We start from the raw sequence: 23,183 nt of genomic DNA on the forward strand, positions 1-23,183 counted from the left end.
CCGCCTCGAACCGCCTCGAACCGCCTCGAACCGCCTCGAACAGGGCCGGCGACCGACGCCGACCCGTGGACGAAGGGACGCGGTATGGGCGCGTGGGCGGACGCGCTGCGGGTGGGTGCGACGCCGGACCGGCCGCCGGCGGACCTGCCGGACGGCACGCGCGGCGGCTGGCTCGTCGACCCCTACGGCCACCGCTGGCTCGTGCGGAGCGCCGTCACGGCGTGAGCTCGACGGTCGCGAGGCAGGCCGCGCCGACGAGCACGAGCCGGACGTCGCCGAGCGGCGTGCCGTCCGGACCCGGGTCGAGGAGGGCCTCGACCGTGCGCCAGTCCCAGCGGCCGCCGCCGGCGGGGACCTCCAGCCGCGCGACCGTGCGCCACGGCTCTTCCGTCGCCTCGTCGGCCGCGCTACCCGCCGTGCCACCCGCCGCGTGAGCCAGGCGGTCGGGGATCGCGTCGACGTCGACGCGCACCTCGACCTCGACCCGCGCGGTCCCCGGTCCGGTGCGCGCGACGACCGCCCGCACCGCGCGTGCGCCGGCGAGGTCGCACGTGGACATGACCACCGACCCGCGGGCACGCCGGCGCGCGACCTGGACCGCGGTGCCGCGCTCGCGCGTGCGGGCCGTGAGCTCGACGTCGTGCAGCTCGTCGGCGTCGGCCGCGCGCACCGCGTGCCCGACGAGCGCGCGCGGCGGGACGGGCTCGCCGGTGACGGTCAGCGACGCACGCAGCGGCAGGCGGGCGGCGGACGCCCCCACGCCGAGCACGTAGGTCCCGGGCTCGACGACGAAGCGGTCGCGCGTGACGTCCCAGGTCGCGAGTCGCGCGAGGGGCACCCGCAGCTCGACGTCGCGCGTCGCGCCGGGCTCGAGCGCGACGCGTGCGTGCGCGACGAGGCGGTGGCCGTACGGCAGCCGGTGGGCCGGTGCGTCGGCGTACACCTGGACGAGCTCGTGCGCGGTGCGCGTCCCGTCGTTGCGGACCGTGACGGTGAGGGCGACCTCGTCGTCGCCACCGCTCGTGCCCGCGGCGGCCCACGTGCGTGCGGTCGGCGTCACGGCGCGGTAGGCGACCTCGCCGTAGGTGAGCCCGTGGCCCAGCGCGTAACGCGGCGCCGCGGTCGCGTACCACGTGGTGTGGTGGGCGGCGATGACGTCGTAGTCGAGCAGGTCGCCGACGTCCTCGACCCGCGCGGGCCACGCCTGGGCGAGCCTGCCGGTGGGCTCCGAGTCGCCCACCAGGACGTCGGTGAGGCCGTGCCCGAGCTCCTGCCCGCCGTGCGACGTCCACACGACGGCGTCGGCGTCGAGGTCCTCCGGCAGCACGTACGGGTACGACGAGACGACGAGCAGCACGTGCCGGGCCGCCGGTGACGCGTCTGCCGCGACCCGCCAGGTGGCGAGCATGCCGGTGGGGAGCGTCAGCGCGGGGCGGTCCTGCGTCTCGCGTCCGCCCAGGTGAGGGTCGTTGCCGAGCGCGACCACCACGACGTCCGCGCCGTCGCACGACTCGCGGACGGCGCAGGCACCCGCGCGGACGGTCTCGACGGCGAACCGCTCGGCGTGCGCGAGCGTCTCGCCGTCGGCGACGAGCGTGCCCTGCTCGTCGTGCTGCACACGCAGCCACCGGCCCGAGCCGGCGTGCTGCAGCGACCACGTGCCGTCGTCGTGCACGTGCCGGCGGAACGTCTCCTGCGCGACCCATCCGCCGACGCGGGTGGCGTCGGCGTGCGCGACCCACCGTGCGCCGGTCCACAGCAGGCCGGTCGCGGCGACGTGCAGCGTCCACAGCCCGCTCTCCCAGAGCGTCGCGTCGTGCTGCGCGGCCGCGTCGCGGGCGTCGCCGTCCGCGACCAGGACGTGGCCCGCGCCCGCGGCCCGCACGGCCCGGCCGGTGCTGCGGGAGCGCAGGACGATCCGGTCCGCTCCGTCCGCGACCCGCACGTGGGCGTCGCCGAGCCGCTCACGCAGCGCGGTCGCGAGACCGACGGTGTACGGCGGGGTGCCCGAGTACCAGTCGTGCAGCACGCGCTCGGCGAACGGTCCGACGACCGCGACGACGGCACCCGGTGCGACGGGGAGCGCGCCGGCGTTCTCGAGGACGACGACGCCGCGCGCCGCGGCCTCGCGGGCGAGCGCCCGGTGCTCGGGCAGGTCGATCGCGTCCGCGGGCACGACGAACGGGTCGAGCTCGGGGTCGAGCTCGCCGGTGCGGATCCGCAGCTCGAGCTGGCGCGCCACCGCGCGGTCGATGACCGCCTCGTCGACGAGCCCCCGCTCGAGCGCCTCGCCGACGCGCCGCGTCGTCGGGCCCGCGTCGGCGTCGTTGTCGGTGAACGAGTCGATCCCGGCGCGCAGCATCGCCGCGTGCGCCTCGACGTGGTCGTCGTAGAACCGCTGGAGGTCGACCACGAAGCCGGGCGCGGCGGCGTCGGAGACCACGAACAGCGCGTCGGGCGTCGCCTCTCGCAGCAGGTCCAGCAGCTCGCCCGCGAGGTGGTTGGGGCGGCCGTCGACGAGGTTGTACGCGGCCATGACCGCGCCCGCGGCCCGTGCCCGCAGGGGACCGGTGAACGCGGGCAGCTCGTACTCCCGCAGCACGCGCGGGCGCAGCTGCGAGCTCGTCACGGCGCGGTCGGTCTCGTTGTTGTAGCCGAACGCGTGCTTGAGCGTGGGGACGGTGCGCCAGTACGTCGGGTGGTCGCCGCGCAGGCCGTGCGCGTACGCCGTGGCGAGTTCGGCGGTGAGGTACGGGTCCTCGGAGTAGCCCTCCTCGTTGCGGCCCCAGGCGGGGTGGCGCAGCGGGTTGACCACGGGCGCCCACACGTTGAGCGAGACGGACGGGTCGGCGGCGTGCTTGGCGCGCAGCTCGACGCCGACCGCGTCGCCGACGCGGCGCAGCAGGTCCGGGTCCCACGTCGCGGCGAGGCCCACGGGCTGCGGGAACACCGTCGCGGTGCCGAGCCAGGAGACGCCGTGCAGGACCTCGGCGCCGGTCGTGAACGCGCGCAGGCCGAGCCGCTCGACCGCGGGGCCACGCTGGTGCAGCATCGCGATCTTCTCGTCGCGCGTGAGGCGCCCGACGAGGTCGGCCGCCCGCTCGCGCGGCGAGCGCGACGGGTCGAGGTACGGCGCACGCGGGTCGGGGGTGGTCACGTCGGGCACGGTCGCTCTCCTCCAGGCGGCACAGGGTGGCAGTCGCCGCCGGTCATTGAACCGATTCGATGGCGTGGATCACAAGTCCGGGCGGCACCGAGCGGTGCCGTGATCGCGGCAGAGCGCGCGTGGGCGCCCGGACGAACCACGTTGACGTCCAGGTTTCGGACACGGAACCCGGCAACGCCGGAGGTCTCCACCCGGATCGGTGAGGATGGTTGCAATCCGACGGCATCCCGGCTACGTTCCCCGTCGAACCGCTTCGACAACCGGGTCGGCGGTTCGGCGGCCGTCCGCAGCGCGTCGACTCGCGCCGATGTCTGGCCGAGCAGGTGCCTGTCTTCCCCGTGCACCGAGGCGTGCGCGGGGCTCGTCCGCATAAGGGAGTGAGGACGCTCATGAACAGCTCCACCCCTCGAACCGGCCGGCTCGCCGACGTGGAGGTCGGCCGCCGTGGGTTCCTCGGGATGATCGCCGCGGGTGCCGCGGTCGTCGGTGTGCCGTCGCTGCTGTCCGCGTGCAGCGGCGGCGGGCAGGGCGGCGCCGCTGCGCCCTCCGCGCAGGCGACCGTGTCCGCGCAGATCCTGCCCGCGTACTACCCCGTGGAGTACGCGAAGCCCGACGTCCCGGGCGTCAACGGCTCGACGCCGGGGTACACGACCATCCCGGAGTCGTTCGTGCAGTCGGTCCCCGAGCCGCCGGGCACGGGCCTGACGTTCACCGCGATGACGCCCCTGTGGGGCACCATCCCGCCGGTCCAGGGCAACAAGTACTACGAGGCGGTCAACGGCGCGCTCGGCTCGACGATCGAGTTCCGCATCTCGGACGGCAACACGTACGGCGACAAGCTCGCGACCGTGCTCGCGTCCGCGAAGGACGTGCCGGACTGGGTGTGCGTCCCGACGTGGAACATCCCGCCGCGGTTCGGCTCGGAGATCGTGCCGAACCTGTTCCAGGACCTCACGCCCTTCCTCGCGGGCGACAAGGTCAAGGACTACCCGAACCTCGCGAACATCCCCACCGCGGCGTGGAAGTTCTGCGTGTTCAACGACCGCCTCTACGGCCTGCCGTTCCCGGGCGAGCTCATCACCGACGCGACCTTCTACCGCAAGGACCTCATCGAGGCCAAGGGCATCACCGTCGACGTGCGCTCGGCGCAGGACCTGCTCGACCTCGCGAAGGAGCTCACGGGCGGCAACGTGTACGGCGCCGAGGACCTGTGGATCACCGCGACCCAGATGTTCGCGGTGCCCCCCAAGTGGACGCTCGACGGCGACACGCTCGTCCACCGCGTCGAGACCGAGGAGTACCGCGCCGCGCTCGAGTGGACCGCGAAGCTGTTCGCGTCGGGCGCCGTCCACCCCGACGCGGTCGCCGGTAACACGGGCGAGGCGAAGACCCGGTTCCAGGGCGGGCGCTCCCTCATCGCGAGCGACGGCCTGGGCGGCTGGCACGAGGCGCTGCGCGACAACCTGGGCGCGAACCCCGACTACTGGCAGCAGCCGTTCGCGCCGATCGCGGCCGACGGCGGCACGCCCGTGCTGTTCCAGGGCAACCCGGCGAACATCTTCTCGTTCCTCAAGAAGTCCGACGACGAGGCGCGCATCACCGAGCTGCTCGCACTCGCCAACGTGCTCGCGGCACCGTTCGGCACCACCGAGTTCGACGTCATCAACAACGGCGTCGAGGGGGTGCACTACACCAAGGACGACCAGGGCATGCCCGTGCCGACCGAGCTCGCGGCGACCGAGCTGCAGCCCACGTACATGTTCCTGGTGGACCCGCCGGTCGCGCAGGCCCGCGTGCAGTACCCGGGCTTCGTCGAGGCGTACAGCACGTGGATGGCGGACGCGGCGCAGTACGTGACCGAGCCGCTGTTCTTCGCGATGCAGATCGTCGAGCCGGCGCGGTACGCGTCGATCGGTCAGCCGTTCGTCGACCTCGAGAAGGACATCGTGCGCGGCCGCAAGAAGCTCACCGACCTCGATCCCGCGGTCGAGACCTGGAAGGCGTCGGGCGGCGAGGAGCTGCGCGCGTTCTACCAGGAGATCCTGGACCAGCTGTGACGGGTGCTCGACTCACGCAGGGTGCCGCCGCCGACGAGGCGGCGGCACCTGCGGACGGCCCGACGAGCGGCCCGACGAGCGGACCGGCCGCAGGGTCGGACGCACGGACGGCCGCCAGGACGCGGGCGCCGCGCGGCCCGCGGCGGCCGGGCACCAACGTGCCGCACCGTGCGGTCCCGTGGACCACCCGGCTGCGCCGCGACCGCTCGCTGCTGCTCATGACGCTGCCCGCGATCGTGCTCCTGGTCGTGTTCGCGTACGTCCCGATGCTCGGCAACGTCATCGCGTGGCAGGACTACTCGCCCTACCAGGGCTTCGTCGCGAGCCCCTTCGTCGGCTGGGACAACTTCGTGCGGGTGTTCGACAACCCGCTGTTCCTCGACGCGGTCGAGAACACGCTCGCGATCACGCTGTTCCAGCTCGTGTTCTACTTCCCGGTCCCGATCTTCCTGGCGCTCCTGCTCAACAGCGTCGTCTCGCCGCGCGTCCGCACGGTCATCCAGTCGATCGTCTACCTGCCCCACTTCTTCTCGTGGGTGCTCGTCGTGACGATCTTCCAGCAGATCTTCGGCGGCGCGGGGCTCATCAACCAGACGCTGCGCAACAACGGCGTCGACCACGCCGTGACGTTCATGACGAACCCGGACACGTTCCTGGTGCTCATCACGTCGCAGTCGATCTGGAAGGACGCCGGCTGGGGGATCATCATCTTCCTCGCCGCGCTCAGCACGGTGCCGCCCGAGCAGTACGAGGCCGCCGTCATGGACGGCGCGAACCGCTGGCGTCGCATGTGGCACGTGACGCTGCCCGCGCTGCGGCCCGTCATCGTCCTGCTGCTGATCCTGCGCCTCGGCGACGCGCTGACGGTCGGGTTCGAGCAGCTGATCCTGCAGCGCGACGCGGTCGGTGCGCAGGTGTCCGAGGTCATCGACACCTACGTCTACTACCAGGGTGTCATCTACGGGGACTGGAGCTTCGCGGCCGCCGCGGGGCTGGTCAAGGGTGTCGTGAGCCTCGCGCTCGTCCTCGGGGCGAACAAGCTCGCGCACGTGTTCGGTGAGGCGGGGGTGTACCAGCGCGCATGACGGGGACCGGTCCGGAGATCTCAGGTCAGGCGGCGGTGCTGCCACGCGACGTCGTCGACGACGCGCGTGGCAGGAGACCGCGCCGGCCGCGCCGCAACAAGTACCGCGCCGTGTGGGAGGAACGCCCCTCGCTCGCGGGTCAGACGACGAAGGTCGTCGTGCTCACGCTCGTCGTCCTGGCGGTGCTGTTCCCGCTGTGGACCGTCGTCGTGACGAGCCTGTCGACCACGCAGGAGTCCATCGACGCGGGCGGGCTCGTCGTCGTCCCCGGGGACCTCACGCTGCGCGCCTACACGCAGATCCTGTCGGGTGGCGTCGTGACCCGGGCCGCGCTCGTGAGCGTCGGCGTCACCGCGGTGGGCACGGTCATCTCGGTGGTCGTGTCGGTGCTCGCCGCGTACGGCCTGTCGCGCCCGGGCTCGTTCGCGCACCGGCCGATCCTGTTCGTGTTCCTCGTGACCATGTTCTTCGGTGCGGGCATGATCCCGACGTACCTGCTGGTGAGCTCGCTCGACCTGATCGACACGTACTGGGCGCTGATCCTGCCGGGCGCGGTCTCGGCGTTCAACGTCCTGATCCTGCGCAACTTCTTCATGGGCATCGACAATGCGATCCTCGACGCGGCGCGCATGGACGGCGCGGGTGACTGGCGGATCCTGCTGCGGATCGTGCTGCCCATGTCGAAGGCCGTGGTCGCCGTCGTCGCGTTGTTCTACGGCGTGGGCTACTGGAACGCGTTCTTCAACGCGATGCTCTACATCAACGACAACACCAAGTGGCCGCTGCAGCTCGTCCTGCGCTCGTACGTGCTGCAGGGCGTGACCCTGCCGGGCTCGGGAACCGGGCAGGTGGACGTCGGCGCGGGCGCCGTCACGGGTATGCCCGTGAAGATGGCCGTGATGGTGCTCGCGGTGATCCCGATCCTCGTCGTGTACCCGTTCGTCCAGCGCCACTTCACCAAGGGCGTCATCTTCGGCGCCGTCAAGGGCTGAGGCGTCGCACGTGTCGGGCGGTGACCGGCTCCGGTTCACGGGCCCCGCGCGCCGGTGGGTCGAGGCGTTCCCCGTGGGCAACGGCCGGCTCGGCGCGATGGTGCACGGCGGAGTGCGCGACGCGCGCGTGCAGGTGAACGACGCGACCGCGTGGTCCGGCCACCCGGACGGGCCGGCGCGCGCGCTCGCGGACCTGCGCGCGCGCGGTGTGGGGCCGGGCACGCTCGCGCGGCTGCGCGACGCGGTCGCCGACGGCCGGCACGACGAGGCCGCCGCGCTCCTCGGGTCCCTGCAGGGGCCGTACGCGCAGGCGTACCAGCCGTTCGCCGACCTGTGGGCCGACGTCCTTCCCGACGACGGGGATGCCGACGACGGCGGCGCGGAGGACTTCGAGTATTGCGGGCGGGCCCTCGACCTGCGCGACGGCCTCGTCACCGAGCGGCTCACGACCCCGCGCGCGGGGTCGCCGGGCGGGCTCGACGTGCGGTGGTTCGCGTCCGCGCCGGACGGCTGCCTGCACGGCCGCTGGCGCGCCACGGGCACGCGGTTCACGCTGGCGCTGCGTCTCGTGGGCGCCCATCCGGGTCCCGCGGCGGACGAGACCGACGCGGTCGGCCTCGACGCGGGCGACCCCGACGCGGCCGGCCCCGACGCGGGCGACCCCGACGCGGCCGGCCCCGACGCGGTCCGCGTGCTCGTCGAGCTGCCGTTCGACGTCGCGCCGCCGCACGAGCAGGTCGTGCCGGGCGTGACGCGGCACGGACCGGCCCGCACGCTCGTCGGCGCCGCGGTCCTGCGCGTCGCGAGCGACGGACGCCTGACCTGGGCGCGGGACGGCGTGCGCGTGACCGGCGCGACGTGGGTCGAGGCCGTCCTGGCGACCGCGACGACGTCCCGCTGGCCGGACCCGGGCCCGCTGCGGGCGCCGGGCGACGCGCTCGCCGACGCGACGCGCGCCGCGAGCGCCGCGCTCGCGCGGGGGGCCGCGGACGGTGACCTGGCGGAGCGTCGGCACGTGGCCGACCACCGGGCGCTCGCGGACGCGACCACGCTGTCCTTCGGTGCCCCCGTGGACCTCGTCCTGCCCGACGCGATCGACGAGGTCCGCGGCGTGCCGCTCGCGCAGCGTGCGCAGGCGGCGTTCGCGTTCGGCCGCTACCTGCTCATGGCGTCGTCGCGGCCCGGTGCGCCGCCCGTGACGCTCCAGGGGCGGTGGATGGACGAGCACCGCCCGCCCTGGTCGAGCGCGTACACCCTGAACATCAACCTGCAGATGGCCTACTGGGCGGCGGAGCCGACCGGCCTCGGGGCGTGCGTCGGGCCGCTCGTCGACCTCGTGCGGCTGCTGGCGCTCCAGGGGACGGCGGTGGCGCGCGAGCTGTACGGCTGCGACGGCTGGGTCGCGCACCACAACAGCGACGTGTGGGGCTGGGCGCTGCCGGTGGGCCGGGGTCAGGGCGACCCGGCGTGGGCGGGGTGGTGGATGGGCGGCGTGTGGCTGTGCCGTCACCTGTGGGACCGCTACGCCTACTCGCTTGACGAGGACGTGCTGCGCGAGGTGTGGCCGGTGCTGCGCGGTGCGGCCGCGTTCGCGCTCGACTGGCTGGTGCCCGACGGCGCGGGCGGGCTGGTCCCGAGCCCGTCGTCGTCACCCGAGAACGAGCGGCTCGTCGACGGCCGGCCGGTCGCGTTGTGCGCGGGGTCGACGATGGACGTCGCGCTGGTGCGCGACCTGCTGACGCACTGCCTCGAGGCGGTCGACGTGCTCGGGCTCGACGAGCCCTTGGTGCCGCGCTGGGCGGACGCGCTCGAGCGCCTGCCGCGTCCGGGTGCCGGTGCGGGCGGCCTGCTGCGCGAGTGGCCCGACGACGCGCCCGCGCGGGACCCGCACCACCGGCACCTCTCCCACCTCGTCGGGCTGTACCCGCTCGACGAGCTCCTCGGCGACACCGCACGGTCGCCGCGGGAGCACGCGTCCGGCCCCGCCGTGCCCGGGTCCGGACGTCACGTCGCCGAGGCGGCGCGCGCGAGCCTGGACGCGCGCGGCCCCGGGTCGACCGGGTGGTCGATGGCCTGGAAGGCCGCGTTGCGCGCGCGCCTCGGCGACGGTCCCGGGCTGGAGTCGGTGCTCGCGGACGCCCTCCTGCCGGCGCGCGGCGACGGCCCGACCGCGGGCGGTCTGCTGCCGAACCTGTTCTCGACGCACCCGCCGTTCCAGGTCGACGGCAACCTCGGGCTGGTGGCCGCGATCGCGGAGGCGCTCGTGTCCGCGACGCGTACGCGCGTGCGTGTCCTGCCCGCGCTGCCACCGTCGTGGCCCGACGGCGCAGTGGTCGGCGTCCGCGCGCCGGGTGCGCTGACGCTCGACGTGCGCTGGTCGGCGGGGCGGCTCGTCGAGGTGGTCCTGCACCCGGGGCGCGACGAGGAGCGCGAGGTCGAGCACGCGGGGACGGTCCGGCGGGTGCGGCTGCGCGCGGGCCGCGCGACGCGGCTCGGGCCGGGGCTGGTGGACCGTGCGGGCTGACGCGACGGGCTCAGGGCGCGGGCGGTGCCGCGCAGCTGCCCTGCTCGAGCAGCCGCGGGGCGAGCAGCCGTGTCTCGACGGCCATGGGGCGAGCCTGCCGGTCGACGGCCATCGCGACGGCGGTGCGGCCGATCTCGACGGACGGGATGTCGATGACGGACAGCGGGACGGGCAGGTGGGCGGCGAGCCGCGTCGGGCTCACCGCGAGCACGGAGACGTCCTCGGGCACGCGCAGGCCCTCGCGGGCGAGCGCGTCGAGCACCCCGGGCAGCGCGCCCTCGTTGTGCACGACGAACGCCGTGACGCCCTCGACCTCGGCGCGCGCGCGGGCGACGGCGGCCGCGGCCTGCGGGTAGGACTCCTCGAGCGGCACCACGGTGTGCCGCACGCCGAGGCGGCCCGCCTCCTCGCGGAAGCCCTCGATGATGCGCACGGCGTAGTTGGCGCTGCGCGCGATCGCGGCCTCGCTCGCGCCGAGCAGCGCGATGCGCTGGTGGCCGTGCTCGGTCAGGTGCCGTACGGCGAGCCGGCCCGCGGCCGTGAAGTCGAGGTCGACGCACGACAGGCCCTGCGAGTCGCTGGGCACGCCGATGAGGATCGAGGGCTGGCGCAGCGCGGCGAGCACGGGCAGCCGCGGGTCGTGGCGCTCGATGTCCATGAGGACGAGCGCGTCGACGCGCGACCCGGCGGCGAGCCGGTGCACGTCCGCGACGTCCTCGTCGGTGAGGACCAGCACGTCGTCGCCGTGCTCACGGGCCCCGGCGAGCACGCCCGCGACGATCTCCATGACGGTCGCGGAGTTCGTCTCGAGCGCGCGCAGCGGGACGACGAGCCCGAGCACGTTGGTCTGGTTGGTCGCGAGCGCGCGGGCGCCCGCGTGCGGGCTGAACCCGAGCTCGCGGATCGCGCGCTCGACGCGCGCGCGGGTGGCGGCGGAGATGGGCCGCTTCCCGGAGAGCACGTAGCTGACGGTGGACGACGAGACGCCGGCGAGCTTCGCGACGTCGGCGATCGTGGCCATGCGGCGGATCCTACCGATGCCGCGGGGCGCGGTGTCGAACGTCTTCATCGTGGATCTCGACTAATCGCTTCGATTCACCCGCTCGCGGCGTCCCCGCACCAACGCACGCGCCGGACGCCCGGTTGTGGACGCCGCTGCTCGCGCGTGGCTAGCATCATCGACGACAGCGCGTTGAAGCGCTTCGACGATCGTCGGGCGCGATGCCGACCGACATCCCCGGCGCCCCACCACCCGGCCGCGTCACCCAGCCCAGGAGGACCGCGATGACCGCCCCCACCCGCCGCGGCCTCGCGTCCCTCACCGACCGTCCCGGTGGTCGTCGGCTGCTGTACGGCGCGGACTACAACCCCGAGCAGTGGTCGCGCGCCACGTGGCGCGAGGACGCCGCGCTCATGCGCGACGCGCACGTCTCGCTCGTGACCGTCGGGGTGTTCTCGTGGTCCGTGCTGCAGCCCGCCGAGGACGCGTGGGACCTCGACTGGCTCGACGAGGTCATGGACCTGCTGCACGAGCACGACGTCGCGGTCGACCTCGCGACCCCGTCCGCGTCGCCGCCGCCGTGGCTCACAGCGCTGCACCCGGAGACGTCCGCGGTCGACGCGCGCGGCGTGCGCATGTCCGTCGGGTCGCGCAACCACTTCTGCCCGAGCGCGCCCGCGTACCGCGCGGCCGCGCTGCGTGTCGCGACCACGCTCGTCGACCGGTACGCGGGGCACCCCGCGCTCGCGATGTGGCACGTCGGCAACGAGTTCGGCCAGGAGTGCTTCTGCGACCTGTGCGCCGCGCGGCTGCGCCGCTGGCTGTCCGCCCGGTACGGCGACGTGGACGCCCTGAACGACGCGTGGGGCACGGCGTTCTGGAGCCAGCGGTACCGCACGTTCGACGAGGTCGTGCCGCCGCGCGCCGCGCCCTACCTGCACAACCCCGCGCAGCTGCTGGACTGGCGGCGCTTCACGTCCGACCAGCTGCTGGCCCTGTACCGCGAGCAGGCCGCCGTGCTGCGCGCGGGCTCCGACGCGCCGGTCACGACGAACGCCATGGGCTTCTTCGGCGGCGTCGACCAGCACTCGTGGGCCGCCGACCTCGACGTCGTGTCCGACGACCACTACGGCGACCCGCAGGACCCGACGAGCCCGGCGCGCGCGGCGCTGACGCACGACCTGACGCGCGGCGTGGCCGGTGGTGCGCCGTGGCTGCTCATGGAGCAGGCGGCGGGGGCCGTGAACTGGCGCCCGCACAACGTCCCCAAGACGACCGCGCAGATGCTGCAGGACTCGCTGCGCGCGGTCGCGCACGGCGCCGACGGCGTCTGCTACTTCCAGTGGCGCCAGTCCGCCGCGGGCGCGGAGAGCTTCCACTCGGCGCTGCTCCCGCATGCCGGGCCGGACACGCACCTGCACCGGGCGGTCCGGGACCAGGGCCGCGTGCTCGCGCTGCTGGGCGACCTGGTGGGCACCCGCGTCCCGGCGCGCGCGGCCCTCGTCTTCGACTGGCCCGCGCTGTGGGCGGGCGGGCTGCCCGCGCGGCCGTCGGACCGCCTGGACGTCGTCGCGCAGCTCGAGGCGTACCACCGCCCCCTGTGGCGCGCGGGCGTCGCGACCGACGTCGTGCCGTCGGACGCGGACCTCGACGCGTACGACCTCGTCGTCGTCCCCGCCCTGCCGCTGGTCGCGGACCGGGCGGCAGCCGCGATCGCGCACGTCCCGCGGCGGGGCGGCGTGCTCCTCGTCGGGCCGTTCAGCGGCGTGCAGGACCCGACGACGCGCGTGCGGACGGGCCCGTTCCCCGGGCCCTGGACGGACGTGCTCGGCGTCGCGGGCGAGGAGTGGCGGCCGCTGCCCGACGCGGGCGTCGCGCTGCGCAGCGCGACGTACGGCGACCACCGGGCGCACGTGTGGTCGGAGCGGCTCGAGGCGCGTGACGCGCAGGTGCTCGCGACCTACGACGGGGCGGACCTGGCGGGCGCGCCCGCGGTGACCCGCCGCGTGCTGCCCGGCGGCGGCCAGGCCTGGTACGTCTCGACGCTCCCGGACCCGGCGGTCCTGGACCGTGTCGTGCTCGACTGCGCGGCCGCCGCCGGCGTGCACGGCCCGCTGCCGCTCGTCCCCGACGGCGTCGAGGTCGCGCAGCGCGGCGACCTCGTGCTCCTGCTCAACCACGCCGGCGACGAGCGGGCGGTCGAGCTCGTGCCGGGTGCGCGCGACCTGCTCGGCGTGCCCGTCCACGACGGCGTCCTGCGTCTGCCCCCCGGCGGGGCGGCGGTCGTCGCGGGTGTCACGTCGGCCCCGCCCGGCTGACCCGCCCCGCCCCGACACCACCCGTCGTCCTCGACGAGAGAGAGCACTGCGATGAAGTTCACCGACGGCTACTGGCTCCCGCTGCCGGGGGTGCAGGTGCTGCGCCCCCGCGACGTCGCCGACGTGCGGGTCGACGACGACCGACTTACGGTGTGGTCCTCGACCGCACCGCTGACGACGCGCGGCGACACCCTCAACCGCCCGCTCGTCACGGTGACGTTCACCTCGCCGCTCGACGACGTGATCGGGGTGCAGGTCGACCACCACCGCGGCGGCACGGACCGCGGCCCGCGCTTCGAGGTCGCGGGCGGCACACCGGACCTCAAGATCACGCACGAGCCGGGCACGGGCACGGCCGAGGTGCGCTCCGGCGCGCTCACGGCGACCGTGCGCACCGAGGGCGCGTGGGGCGTGCAGTTCTCCGGCGGCGGGCGGGTGCTCACGTCGTCGACCCCGCGCAGCATCGGCGTCGTGACCGACGCGGCGGGTGACGCGTACGTCCACGAGCAGCTCTCGCTGGGCGTCGGCGAGCACGTGTACGGGCTGGGGGAGAGGTTCGGACCGTTCGTCAAGAACGGCCAGAGCGTCGACATCTGGAACGCCGACGGTGGCACGGCGAGCGAGCAGGCGTACAAGAACGTGCCGTTCTACCTGTCGGACGCGGGCTACGGCGTGTTCGTCGACGACCCGGGGCGCGTGTCGTTCGAGGTCGGCACCGAGGTGGTCTCCCGGACGCAGTTCTCGGTCGCGGGCCAGACCCTGCGCTACTACCTGATCTACGGGCCGAGCCCCAAGGAGATCCTGCGCAAGTACACCGCGCTCACGGGCCGCCCCGCGCGCGTCCCCGCGTGGTCGTACGGGCTGTGGCTGTCCACGTCGTTCACCACGAGCTACGACGAGGCCACGGTCACGTCGTTCGTGGACGGCATGGCGGAGCGCGACCTGCCGCTGTCCGTCTTCCACTTCGACTGCTTCTGGATGCGCGAGTTCCACTGGAGCGACTTCGTGTGGGACCCGGCGACGTTCCCGGACCCGGTGGGCATGCTGTCCCGGCTCAAGGCCCGGGGCCTGCGCATCTGCGTGTGGATCAACCCGTACATCGCGCAGCGCTCGCGGCTGTTCGACGAGGGCAGGGACAACGGGTTCCTGGTGACGCGCGCGGACGGCTCGGTGTGGCAGACGGACATGTGGCAGGCGGGCATGGCGCTCGTCGACTTCACCAACCCGGACGCCGTGGCGTGGTTCACCGGCTACCTGCGCGAGCTGCTGGGGCAGGGGGTGGACGCGTTCAAGACCGACTTCGGCGAGCGGATCCCGACGGACGTCGTGTGGCACGACGGCAGCGACCCGCACCGGATGCACAACTACTACACGCACCTGTACAACCGCGCGGTGTTCGAGCTGCTCGAGGCGGAGCGCGGCGAGGGCGAGGCGGTGCTGTTCGCCCGGTCGGCGACGGCGGGCGGCCAGCAGTTCCCGGTGCACTGGGGCGGCGACTGCGAGTCGACGTTCGAGTCGATGGCGGAGGAGCTGCGCGGCGGCCTGTCCCTCGCCTCGTCGGGGTTCGCGTACTGGAGCCATGACATCGGCGGCTTCGAGGGCCGGCCGGACCCGGCGGTGTTCAAGCGCTGGGTCGCGTTCGGGCTGCTGTCCTCGCACAGCCGCCTGCACGGCTCGGACTCCTACCGGGTGCCGTGGGCGTTCGACGACGAGGCGGTGGACGTCACGCGCACGTTCACCCACCTCAAGCACCGGCTGATGCCGTACCTCGCGGAGCTGGGGGAGCAGGCGCACGAGCAGGGCGTGCCGGTGATGCGCCCGATGGTCCTGGAGTTCCCGACCGACCGCGGCGCGGCCACGGTCGACACGCAGTACATGCTGGGCGACTCGCTGCTCGTCGCGCCGGTGTTCTCGGCCGAGGGCGACGTGGACGTGTACGTGCCGGACGGGACGTGGACGTCGCTGCTCGACGGGTCGCAGGTCACCGGCCCGCGGTGGGTGCGGGAGGAGCACGGCTTCAGCTCGCTCCCGCTGTACGTGCGGCCCGGCACGGTGCTGCCGTTCGCCGCGCACACCGACCGGCCGGACGGCGACTGGGCGGACGGCCTGACGCTGCGTCTGTTCGACCTGCCCGACGGTCACCGCAGCCGCACGCGCGTGCCGTCGTCGTCGGGCGGCGACCCCGTGTGGTTCACGGTCGAGCGGGTCGGGGAGCGCGTGCGCGTGGTCGCGCAGGGCACGAGCGCGCCGTGGCACGTCAGCGTGGAGCGCGGGCGCGAGTCGGGTGCGGTGACGGCGAGTGCGCCCGCGGGCGTCGCGGAGGTCGTCGTGGAGCTGGCCGCCCCCCGGGGCTGAGGACGTATCGTCTCTCGACGGGCGGCCGCTGCTGGTCCGACGGCCGCTCGTCGGGTATCGTAACGATTCGATCCCGCCGGAACCGGTTCCGGCGCCCGTACTGCGCACCACCCCGTACCGCCCCCGCCCGGTCACCGCGGGGCGCGCCCAGCCACCGAAGGACCCAGCCATGACCACGACGCGTCCGTCCGGCCGCCAGTTCCCCGCCGACTTCCTGTGGGGCTCGGCCACCGCGTCCTACCAGATCGAGGGCGCCGTCGACGTCGACGGCCGTGGCCCGTCGATCTGGGACACGTTCTCCCGCACGCCCGGCAAGGTGCTGGGCGGCGACACCGGCGACGTCGCCGCCGACCACTACCACCGCGTCGAGCAGGACGTCGCGCTCATGGCCGAGCTCGGCCTCGAGGCGTACCGCTTCTCGCTGGCGTGGCCGCGCATCCAGCCGACGGGCTCGGGGGAGTTCAACGAGGCCGGCCTCGCGTTCTACTCCGACCTCGTCGACCGGCTCGTCGCCGCGGGCATCAAGCCCGTCGTCACGCTGTACCACTGGGACCTCCCGCAGCCGCTCGAAGACGCGGGCGGCTGGGCCAACCGCGAGACCGCGCTGCGCTTCGAGGAGTACGCGCGCAAGGTCGCCGAGGTGCTGGGCGACCGCGTGCACCTGTGGACGACCCTCAACGAGCCGTGGTGCTCGGCGTTCCTCGGCTACGCGAGCGGCGTGCACGCCCCAGGCGTGACGGACGACGAGAAGGCGCTGCGCGCCGTGCACCACCTCAACCTCGCGCACGGCCTCGCCGCGCGGGCGATCAAGGACGTGCTCGGCGAGGACACGCCCATCTCCATCACGCTCAACCTCCACGTGACGCGCGCCGCGAGCGACGACCCCGCGGACGTCGAGGCCAAGCGCCGCATCGACACCATCGCCAACGAGGTGTTCCTGCGCCCCGTGGTGGACGGCGAGTACCCCAAGGAGGTGTTCGCGGACACGGAGTCGATCACCGACTGGTCGTTCGTGCTCGACGGGGACCTCGACCTCATCAAGGTGCCGCTCGCCCTGCTCGGCGTGAACTACTACTCCACCGGCCGGGTCCGGTACGGCACGCCGCCGGTCGGCGACGGCAAGCCCGGCCCGGACGGCCACCGCTCGTCGGTCCACTCGCCGTGGGTCGGCGCGACCCACTCCGAGTGGCTCCCGCAGCCCGGCCCGCACACCGCGATGGGCTGGAACATCGAGCCCGAGGGTCTCGTCGAGCTGCTCGTCGAGCTGCACGAGCGCTACCCGAACCTGCCGCTCGCCGTCACCGAGAACGGCGCCGCGTTCTACGACACCGTCGACGAGGACGGTCGTGTGCACGACGTCGAGCGCGTCGCGTACCTGCACGACCACATCGACGCCGTCGGCGAGGCCATCGACAAGGGCGTGGACGTCGTCGGGTACTTCGTCTGGTCGTTCCTGGACAACTTCGAGTGGGCCTACGGCTACGACCGTCGGTTCGGTGTCGTGCGCGTCGACTACGACACGCTCGAGCGCACGGTCAAGGACTCGGGTCGCTGGTACGCCGAGCTCGTGCGCACCCGCACCATCCCGACGATCGAGTCGGCCGCGACGCTCTGACGTCGGCTCGACCCGGTCGAGCCACCTCGTCACCCCGAGCCACCCGTGCCCGGCGGCGCAGCACGCGCCGCCGGGCACCCTCGTCGTCGGGCTCGTCGTCGGGCTCGTCGTCACGATTCGTCGTCCCGTGCGCGCATCGGGGAGGATCGGCTCATGGCCCGCCGCTCGACCAAGCGCCCCTACGGCGCCGAGCACGTCCCGCTCGACGTGCACCGGGCCACGGGCGGGCGCACGGTCCAGGACGGACCGGACGGGGAGTGGGTCGTGCAGCGGGTGCGCGGCGGCGAGCGCGACTACCGCTGCCCGGGCTGCGACCAGCCGGTCCCCGCGGGCACGGCGCACGTCGTCGCGTGGCGGACCGACGACTGGCGCGGTTCCGGCGTCGAGGACCGGCGGCACTGGCACGCGGCGTGCTTCGAGGCGCGCGGCCGCCGCGGCCCGACGACGCGTGGCGCCGCCCGTCGCCCGACGAGGGGCGCGTGACGTGACCGCAGGCCCCGACGCGACCTGGCCCACGCGCGCGCCGCGCCTGCTCGCGACCGACCTCGACGGCACGCTGCTCGACCCCGCGGGCGCCGTGTCGCCGCGGACGGCCGCCGCGCTGCGCGCCGCCGAGGAGGCGGGGATCGAGGTGGTGTTCGTGACCGCGCGCCCGCCGCGCTGGCTCTCGGACCTCGCGTCGCACGTCGCCGGGCACGGCGTGGCGATCTGCGCGAACGGCGCTGCGGTCGTCGAGGTCGCCACGGGTCGCGTGCTCGCCGAGCACGGCATGCCCGCCACGCTCGTCGGCGCGCTCGCCCGCACGCTGCGGGACGCGCTCGGGGAGGTGCACCTCGCAGTCGAGAGCGTGCACGGCTTCGCCGCCGAGCGCGGTTACGTCGACGCGCACGTGCTGCCCGAGCGGTACCCGGTCGCGGACCGCATCGAGGACGTCCTGACCGACTCGACGCTCAAGCTGCTCGTGCGCACCCAGGCCGACCACGGCACGGGGCACGCGACCGTCGTGCAGCGGGCGGTCGGCAGCGCGGCGCTCGTCGCCGACTCGGGTGCCGTGGGGCTCGGGGAGGTCAGCGCGCGCGGCGTGACGAAGGCGGGTGCGCTCGCCGCGTGGGCGCAGCAGCGTGGGGTGCTCGCGCAGGACGTCTGGGCGTGCGGCGACGCGCCCAACGACCTGCCGATGCTGGCGTGGGCGGGCCACTCGTTCGCGATGGCGAACGCGTACGACGAGGTGCGCGCCGGTGCACGGCACACGTGCCCCGCCAACGTCGACGACGGCGTCGCGGTGGTGCTCGAGCACGCCACCGCGCTGGTCCGGGGCCCCGCGCGCACGGCCGGGGGCACGGCATAGGCTCGTCGGGATGAGCACCACGACCCCGACCCCGGACCCGGCCACCGACGCCGGCGCGACCACCGCTGGTCCCACCCAGATCCGTTCCCTGACCGTCCTGCCCGCGTACCGCGAGGACGTCGAGCTGCACACGGCGGACGGGCTCACGCTCGTCGGCGAGCTCGCCCGCCCGCTCGGCCCGGACGGCGGACCCGCGACGCCCGCCGCGACGCTCGTGACGCTGCACCCGCTGCCCACGCACGGCGGCTACATGGACTCGCACGTGTACCGCAAGGCGGCCTGGCGGCTGCCCGCGCTCGCGGACCTCGCCGTGCTGCGGTTCAACACGCGCGGGACGTCGAGCCCGCGCGGCACCAGCGAGGGGTCGTTCGACGAGGGCCGGGGTGAGCGCTTCGACGTCGCGGCGGCGATCGAGTACGCGGAGTTCCACGACCTGCCGCGCCGGTGGCTCGTCGGCTGGTCGTTCGGCACGGAGCTCGCGCTCATGCACGGGCACGACCCGTCGGTCGAGGGCGCGATCCTGCTCTCGCCGCCGCTGCACCGCGCGAGCGACGCGGACCTCGACGCGTGGGCCGAGTTCGGCCGTCCGCTCGTCGTGCTCGTGCCCGAGCTCGACGACTACCTGCGTCCCGACGAGGCGCGCGCCCGGTTCGCGCGCGTGCCGCAGGCCGAGGTCATCGGCGTGGACGGGGCCAAGCACCTGTGGGTCGGCGAGCCGGCCGTGCGGCGCGTGCTCGACGAGGTGGTCGCGCACGTCCTGCCGGGGCACGCTCCGCTGCCGACGACGTGGGACGGGCCGTCGACGACCGCGACGACCGGGACGGGCACGCCCGTGGACGGTGCCGACGACGAGCGCGGCGACGCGCGCGAGGAGGACGCATGACGCTGCACGTGCTGCGGGACGGCGGGGACGACCTGGCGGTCGTGCTGCTGCACGGCTTCCCGCTCGACCACCGCATGTGGACCGCGGTCGCGGGACGCCTCACCGCGCCGCACCGCGTGCTCGCGGCCGACCTGCCGGGCGCGGCGGGTGCGGACGCGGACCTGCCGGAGCCGTCGGTCGAGGCCGCGGCGGACCGGGTCGCGGCCGAGCTCGCCGAGGCGGGGGTGACGCGCGCGGTCGTCGTCGGGCTCTCGATGGGCGGCTACGTCGCGCTCGCGCTCGCGGAGCGGCACGCGCCCCTCGTCGCGGCGCTCGGCCTGGTCGACACCAAGTCGACCGCGGACACGGCCGACGCGCGCGCCAACCGCCTGCGGATCGCCGACGAGGCGGAGTCGACGGGCACGGTCGACCCGGTCCGCGGCATGGCGACGACGCTCGTGGGCGAGTCGACGCGCGCCGCGCAGCCGGACGTCACCGCGCAGCTCGCCGCCTGGATCGACGAGCAGTCGCCCGGCGGTGTCGCGTGGGCGCAGCGCGCGATGGCGTCGCGGCCCGACCGCACGGACGTCCTCGCCGCGTTCGACGGCCCGGTGGTGGTGGTGGTCGGTGACGAGGACGCGGTGACGCCGGTCGCGGCGGCCGAGCACCTCGCCTCGTCGGCGCGCGACGCGCAGCTCGTCGTCGTGCCGCGCTCGGGCCACATGTCGGCGGTCGAGCAGCCCGGCGCGGTCGCGGCCGCCCTCGACGACCTGGTGCAGCGGGTGGTGTCGTCCTGACGCCGTCGACGCCGGGCTGACACCACACTCGCCAGGTCCGGCGGCAAGCGCCGCAAGCTCGACCTCGCCGGCACTGAGGTCGGGGCCCGCTCAGCCCTCCGCGCGCAGCCGCGCGAGCGCGTCCTTCATGTCGATCGACTCGCCGTCCTTGCCACCCGCACCGATGACGAGCGGCGGGTCGGACGGCTCGGGGCGCACGCCGCGCAACCGGCCGACGACACTCGGGGAGTGCGCAGCACGTAGAACTCGCCGTCGGTGTCGATCGCGACGGTCTCGTCGAACCGCAGGTACCAGCCGTGCAGCGGCGTGCGGTAGCGGGCGCGGCCGTCGTACGTGCGCACGCGCAGCGGCTCGGGCTGCGGGCCGTGCGCTCGCGCGTGCGCGAGGAACTCGGTGATCATCGCGCGGGCCAGCGCGGACTCCGACTCGCGCCGCTGGCGCAGCGCCTCCGCGTGCGCGTGCGCGGCCTCACGGCGTTCGGCGCGCCAGCGCGCGGCGTCGGTGTCGCTCATGACCGTCCTGATCGGTCGTCGGGCGCCCGGACCTGAGGGTCCGGGCGGTCGTCCTGCGTCCGACGAGGTGTCCGTCCGACGCGGGACGGCGGCCGGCCCGGTCGGGACGGCCGCCGCTGCGGCGTCAGCGCGAGCCGACCTGCTCGTCGTCCGCGTCGCTGCGTGCCTCGTCGTCGTGCTGCGCAGCGGCCGAGTCGTCGGCCTGCTCAGCCCCGCCGTCCGGGGCGTCCTGCGGGCGCTCGTCGTCGGCCTCGGCCTCCGCGACCCCGTCGGTCGGCCCGTCGCCCTGAGCCGTGGTCTGGGCGTCGACCTGCTCCGCGGGTGCGGGGCCGCCCTGCTCCTCGGCGGCGTCCTTGCTCGGCTCGTCGGCCGGCTTGGGGTCGTCGACCGCGACCGGTACGGGTGCGGCGGACAGCGGCGCGGGCCGCGACTTCGCGCGCGCCTTCGCCGCGGGCCGGGCGGGGGCCGGGGACTTCGCCGCCGGGGGCGTCGTACGCTCCGGCGCCGCGGGCGTGGCCGACGCAGCCGCCGTCGCTGCGGGGCCGTTGGCCGCGGCGAACTCGGCCTCGGCGCGCCGCGCCCGCTCGACCGACGCGCTCGTGGGCTCGCTGCCCAGCAGGCCGCGCAGCTCGTCGAGGTACGTCGTGATCGACTCCCGCTGCCGGTTGAGGTCCTCGACCTGGCGTGCCGCGGTCGTCCGCTCGCGCTCGGACTCGGTCATGGCCTCCGAGATCTGCTTCTCGGCGTGCTCGCGCGCCTCCGCGACGACCTTGTCGGCGTTGCGGCGCGCGTTCGCGAGCAGCTCCTTGGCGTGCGTCTCGGCGTCCACGCGGACCTTCTCGGCGTGCACGAGCGCCTTGGCGACCCGCTCCTCGGCGTCGGCCGCGTGCGCCTCGGCGTCCCGCACGAGACGCTCGGTCTCGGCGCGCGCGGCGTCGTGCCGGGCCGCGTCCTCGCGCTCGCTCGCCTCGCGGCGCGACGCGATCTCCAGCTCGGCGTCCGCGAGGCGCTGCTCGGCCTCGCGGACGAGCTCGTCGGCGCGCGCCTTGGCGTTCGCGAACGTCTCGCCCGCGGACCGACGCGCCTCGGTGAGGACACGCTCGGTGTCGAGGCGGGTCTGCTCGCGCTGCTCGCGCGTCTCGCGCTCGGTCGTCGCGCGCAGCTCCGCCGCCTCGCGCGTCGTCGTCTCCCGCAGCTCGGTGGTCTCCCGCTCGGTGCTCTCGCGCAGGTGCGTGGTCTCGGACGCGACGCGCTCGCGCAGCTCGGCGGCCTCGCGCTCGGCCGCGGCGCGGACCTCCGCCGCGTACTGCTCGGCCTCGGTGCGGGCGAGCACGACCTCCTGGTCGGCCTGCTGGCGCAGCGCCGCGACCTCGTCGTTCACGCTCGCCCGCAGCTCACCCGTCTCCCGGTCGGCCTGGGCGCGCACGAACGCCGAGTACTGGTCCGCCTCGGTGCGCAGCGCCGCGACCTCGGCGGCGACGCGCTGCTGGAGCGCGGTGGCGTCGCGCTCCGCCGCGGCACGCGTGCTGTCGGCGAACTCCTGCGCCTGGGTGCGCAGCGTGGTCGCGGCGTTCTCGGCCTCCTGCCGCACCTGCGCGGCCTCGACCGCGACGGTCGCACGCAGCTCGGCGGAGTACCGCTCGGCCTCCGCCCGCAGCGCCGCGACCTCGGCCTCGGTGCGCGTGCGCAGGTTCGTCGTCTCCTCGTCGGCGGTCTGCCGCAGGTCCTGCGCGTACCGGTCGGCCTCGTCGCGCAGCGCGGTCGTCTCGGCCTCGGTGCGTGCGCGCAGCTCGCTCGCGGTGCGTTCGGTCGCCACACGCAGCTGCGTCGCCTCGTGCTCGACCGTCGCGCGCAGCGTCCCCAGCTCACGCTCGAGCGTCGTGCGGCGCTCCGACTCCTCGGTCGTGATGGCGCTCTGGATGCGGGCCGCCTCGCGCTCCGCGGACCCGACGAGCTCCTCGGCCCGGCGCTGTGCGGCGACGAGCGTGCTCTCCGCCTCGGTCGCGGCGGTCGAGCGGACCTCCTCCGCCTCGCGGCGCGCGGTCGCGAGCAGCTCGGCGACCTCGTTCTCGGCGCGGGCGCGCAGCTGGCCGGCGGAGAGCTTGGCCCGCGCGAGCGCGTCCGCGGCCTGCGCGTTGGCCTGCGTGACGACGTCGGACGACTGCTCCTCGGCGGACCGCAGGAGCTGCTCGATCCGCGAGCCCAGGCCGGAGTACGTGGGCCGCTCGGCCTCGCGCAGCTGACGGTGCGCCTCGGACAGCTCGCCCGCGATCTGCAGGGACTTGGAGTCGAGGGCCTCGACCTGGGCGCGGGTGTCCGCGAGCGCCTGCTCGAGGCTCGCGATCCGGGCGTCGACGGCCTCACGCTCGTACCCGCGGAAGTTGACGACGGGGAACTGCGGCCGGGCTTCGGGCACGAGACTTCCTCCTCGGTGGCGTGGGCCGGGCTGATGGCGATGTCGCCGAGCCGCCGGCGCGCGTGGACGGCGGCTCCGGCCCCTGCGCCAGGATAGTGGCTGCGGTCGGGGTGCCGGTGGTCGGCCTGGTGACGGG

At 74.9% G+C, this 23,183-nt stretch carries 16 protein-coding genes; 12 read left to right on the top strand and 4 right to left on the bottom strand.

What is annotated here, in order from left to right:
- Positions 1–84: 84 nt before the first annotated feature.
- A complete protein-coding gene (locus CBP52_RS17420) occupies positions 85–225 on the top strand; it encodes a hypothetical protein (RefSeq protein WP_157732460.1) in 141 nt (46 codons plus the stop codon).
- Here CBP52_RS17420 and CBP52_RS00915 read toward each other — a convergent pair.
- Positions 215–3,166 carry a glycoside hydrolase family 3 N-terminal domain-containing protein gene (locus tag CBP52_RS00915; RefSeq protein WP_369826256.1) on the bottom strand — a complete coding sequence of 984 codons (2,952 nt, stop codon included), beginning with the start codon at positions 3,164–3,166 and terminating at the stop codon, positions 215–217. The genes CBP52_RS17420 and CBP52_RS00915 overlap by 11 nt on opposite strands.
- A gap of 389 nt (positions 3,167–3,555) precedes the next feature.
- Here CBP52_RS00915 and CBP52_RS00920 point away from each other — a divergent pair, with 389 nt between their 5' ends.
- The 4 genes from CBP52_RS00920 to CBP52_RS00935 all read left to right on the top strand — a co-directional run bounded on the left by CBP52_RS00920 (position 3,556) and on the right by CBP52_RS00935 (position 9,824).
- Positions 3,556–5,223 (top strand): extracellular solute-binding protein, encoded by a 1,668-nt coding sequence (locus tag CBP52_RS00920; protein ID WP_094179443.1) that lies wholly within the window; start codon positions 3,556–3,558, stop codon positions 5,221–5,223.
- Between the two features lie 158 nt (positions 5,224–5,381).
- Entirely contained in the window at positions 5,382–6,308 is a 927-nt protein-coding gene (locus CBP52_RS00925; RefSeq protein WP_094182034.1) for a sugar ABC transporter permease, read from the top strand.
- A complete protein-coding gene (locus tag CBP52_RS00930; RefSeq protein ID WP_094179444.1) occupies positions 6,305–7,300 on the top strand; it encodes a carbohydrate ABC transporter permease in 996 nt (331 codons plus the stop codon). Before CBP52_RS00925 ends, CBP52_RS00930 begins: the two co-directional genes overlap by 4 nt.
- Positions 7,301–7,310: 10 nt before the next feature.
- Positions 7,311–9,824: a glycoside hydrolase N-terminal domain-containing protein gene (locus CBP52_RS00935; protein WP_094179445.1), complete on the top strand. Its 2,514-nt coding sequence runs from the start codon at positions 7,311–7,313 to the stop codon at positions 9,822–9,824.
- A gap of 10 nt (positions 9,825–9,834) precedes the next feature.
- Here CBP52_RS00935 and CBP52_RS00940 read toward each other — a convergent pair whose 3' ends face one another.
- Entirely contained in the window at positions 9,835–10,845 is a 1,011-nt protein-coding gene (locus tag CBP52_RS00940; protein WP_094182035.1) for a LacI family DNA-binding transcriptional regulator, read from the bottom strand.
- A 263-nt stretch (positions 10,846–11,108) separates the two neighbouring features.
- Between CBP52_RS00940 and CBP52_RS00945 the strand changes: the two genes are divergently transcribed.
- From CBP52_RS00945 to CBP52_RS00975, 7 genes are all read left to right on the top strand, one after another.
- The gene (locus CBP52_RS00945) at positions 11,109–13,142 is read left to right on the top strand and encodes a beta-galactosidase (protein WP_094179446.1); all 2,034 of its coding nucleotides are present in this window, start codon (positions 11,109–11,111) and stop codon (positions 13,140–13,142) included.
- A 51-nt stretch (positions 13,143–13,193) separates the two neighbouring features.
- Positions 13,194–15,497 carry an alpha-xylosidase gene (gene yicI / locus CBP52_RS00950; RefSeq protein WP_094179447.1) on the top strand — a complete coding sequence of 768 codons (2,304 nt, stop codon included), beginning with the start codon at positions 13,194–13,196 and terminating at the stop codon, positions 15,495–15,497.
- 169 nt (positions 15,498–15,666) lie between these two features.
- Positions 15,667–17,112, top strand: a complete 1,446-nt coding sequence (locus CBP52_RS00955; protein WP_094179448.1) for a GH1 family beta-glucosidase — start codon at positions 15,667–15,669, stop codon at positions 17,110–17,112.
- A 153-nt stretch (positions 17,113–17,265) separates the two neighbouring features.
- Positions 17,266–17,595 carry a hypothetical protein gene (locus CBP52_RS00960; RefSeq protein ID WP_094179449.1) on the top strand — a complete coding sequence of 110 codons (330 nt, stop codon included), beginning with the start codon at positions 17,266–17,268 and terminating at the stop codon, positions 17,593–17,595.
- 1 nt (position 17,596) lies between these two features.
- A complete protein-coding gene (locus CBP52_RS00965; RefSeq protein WP_094182036.1) occupies positions 17,597–18,460 on the top strand; it encodes an HAD family hydrolase in 864 nt (287 codons plus the stop codon).
- A 10-nt stretch (positions 18,461–18,470) separates the two neighbouring features.
- Positions 18,471–19,343 carry an alpha/beta hydrolase gene (locus CBP52_RS00970; protein ID WP_232514594.1) on the top strand — a complete coding sequence of 291 codons (873 nt, stop codon included), beginning with the start codon at positions 18,471–18,473 and terminating at the stop codon, positions 19,341–19,343.
- Positions 19,340–20,119: an alpha/beta fold hydrolase gene (locus tag CBP52_RS00975; protein WP_094179450.1), complete on the top strand. Its 780-nt coding sequence runs from the start codon at positions 19,340–19,342 to the stop codon at positions 20,117–20,119. Before CBP52_RS00970 ends, CBP52_RS00975 begins: the two co-directional genes overlap by 4 nt.
- 125 nt (positions 20,120–20,244) lie before the next feature.
- Here the strand turns inward: CBP52_RS00975 and CBP52_RS00980 are convergent, their stop codons facing one another.
- Both CBP52_RS00980 and CBP52_RS00985 read right to left on the bottom strand, forming a co-directional pair.
- Entirely contained in the window at positions 20,245–20,631 is a 387-nt protein-coding gene (locus tag CBP52_RS00980; RefSeq protein WP_369826258.1) for a hypothetical protein, read from the bottom strand.
- 124 nt (positions 20,632–20,755) lie between these two features.
- Positions 20,756–23,047 (bottom strand): hypothetical protein, encoded by a 2,292-nt coding sequence (locus CBP52_RS00985; RefSeq protein WP_232514595.1) that lies wholly within the window; start codon positions 23,045–23,047, stop codon positions 20,756–20,758.
- Positions 23,048–23,183: the final 136 nt, after the last annotated feature.

Origin of the sequence: Cellulomonas sp. PSBB021 (assembly GCF_002240455.1) — a bacterium.
In the GTDB taxonomy this organism is placed as follows: Bacteria; Actinomycetota; Actinomycetes; order Actinomycetales; family Cellulomonadaceae; genus Cellulomonas; species Cellulomonas uda.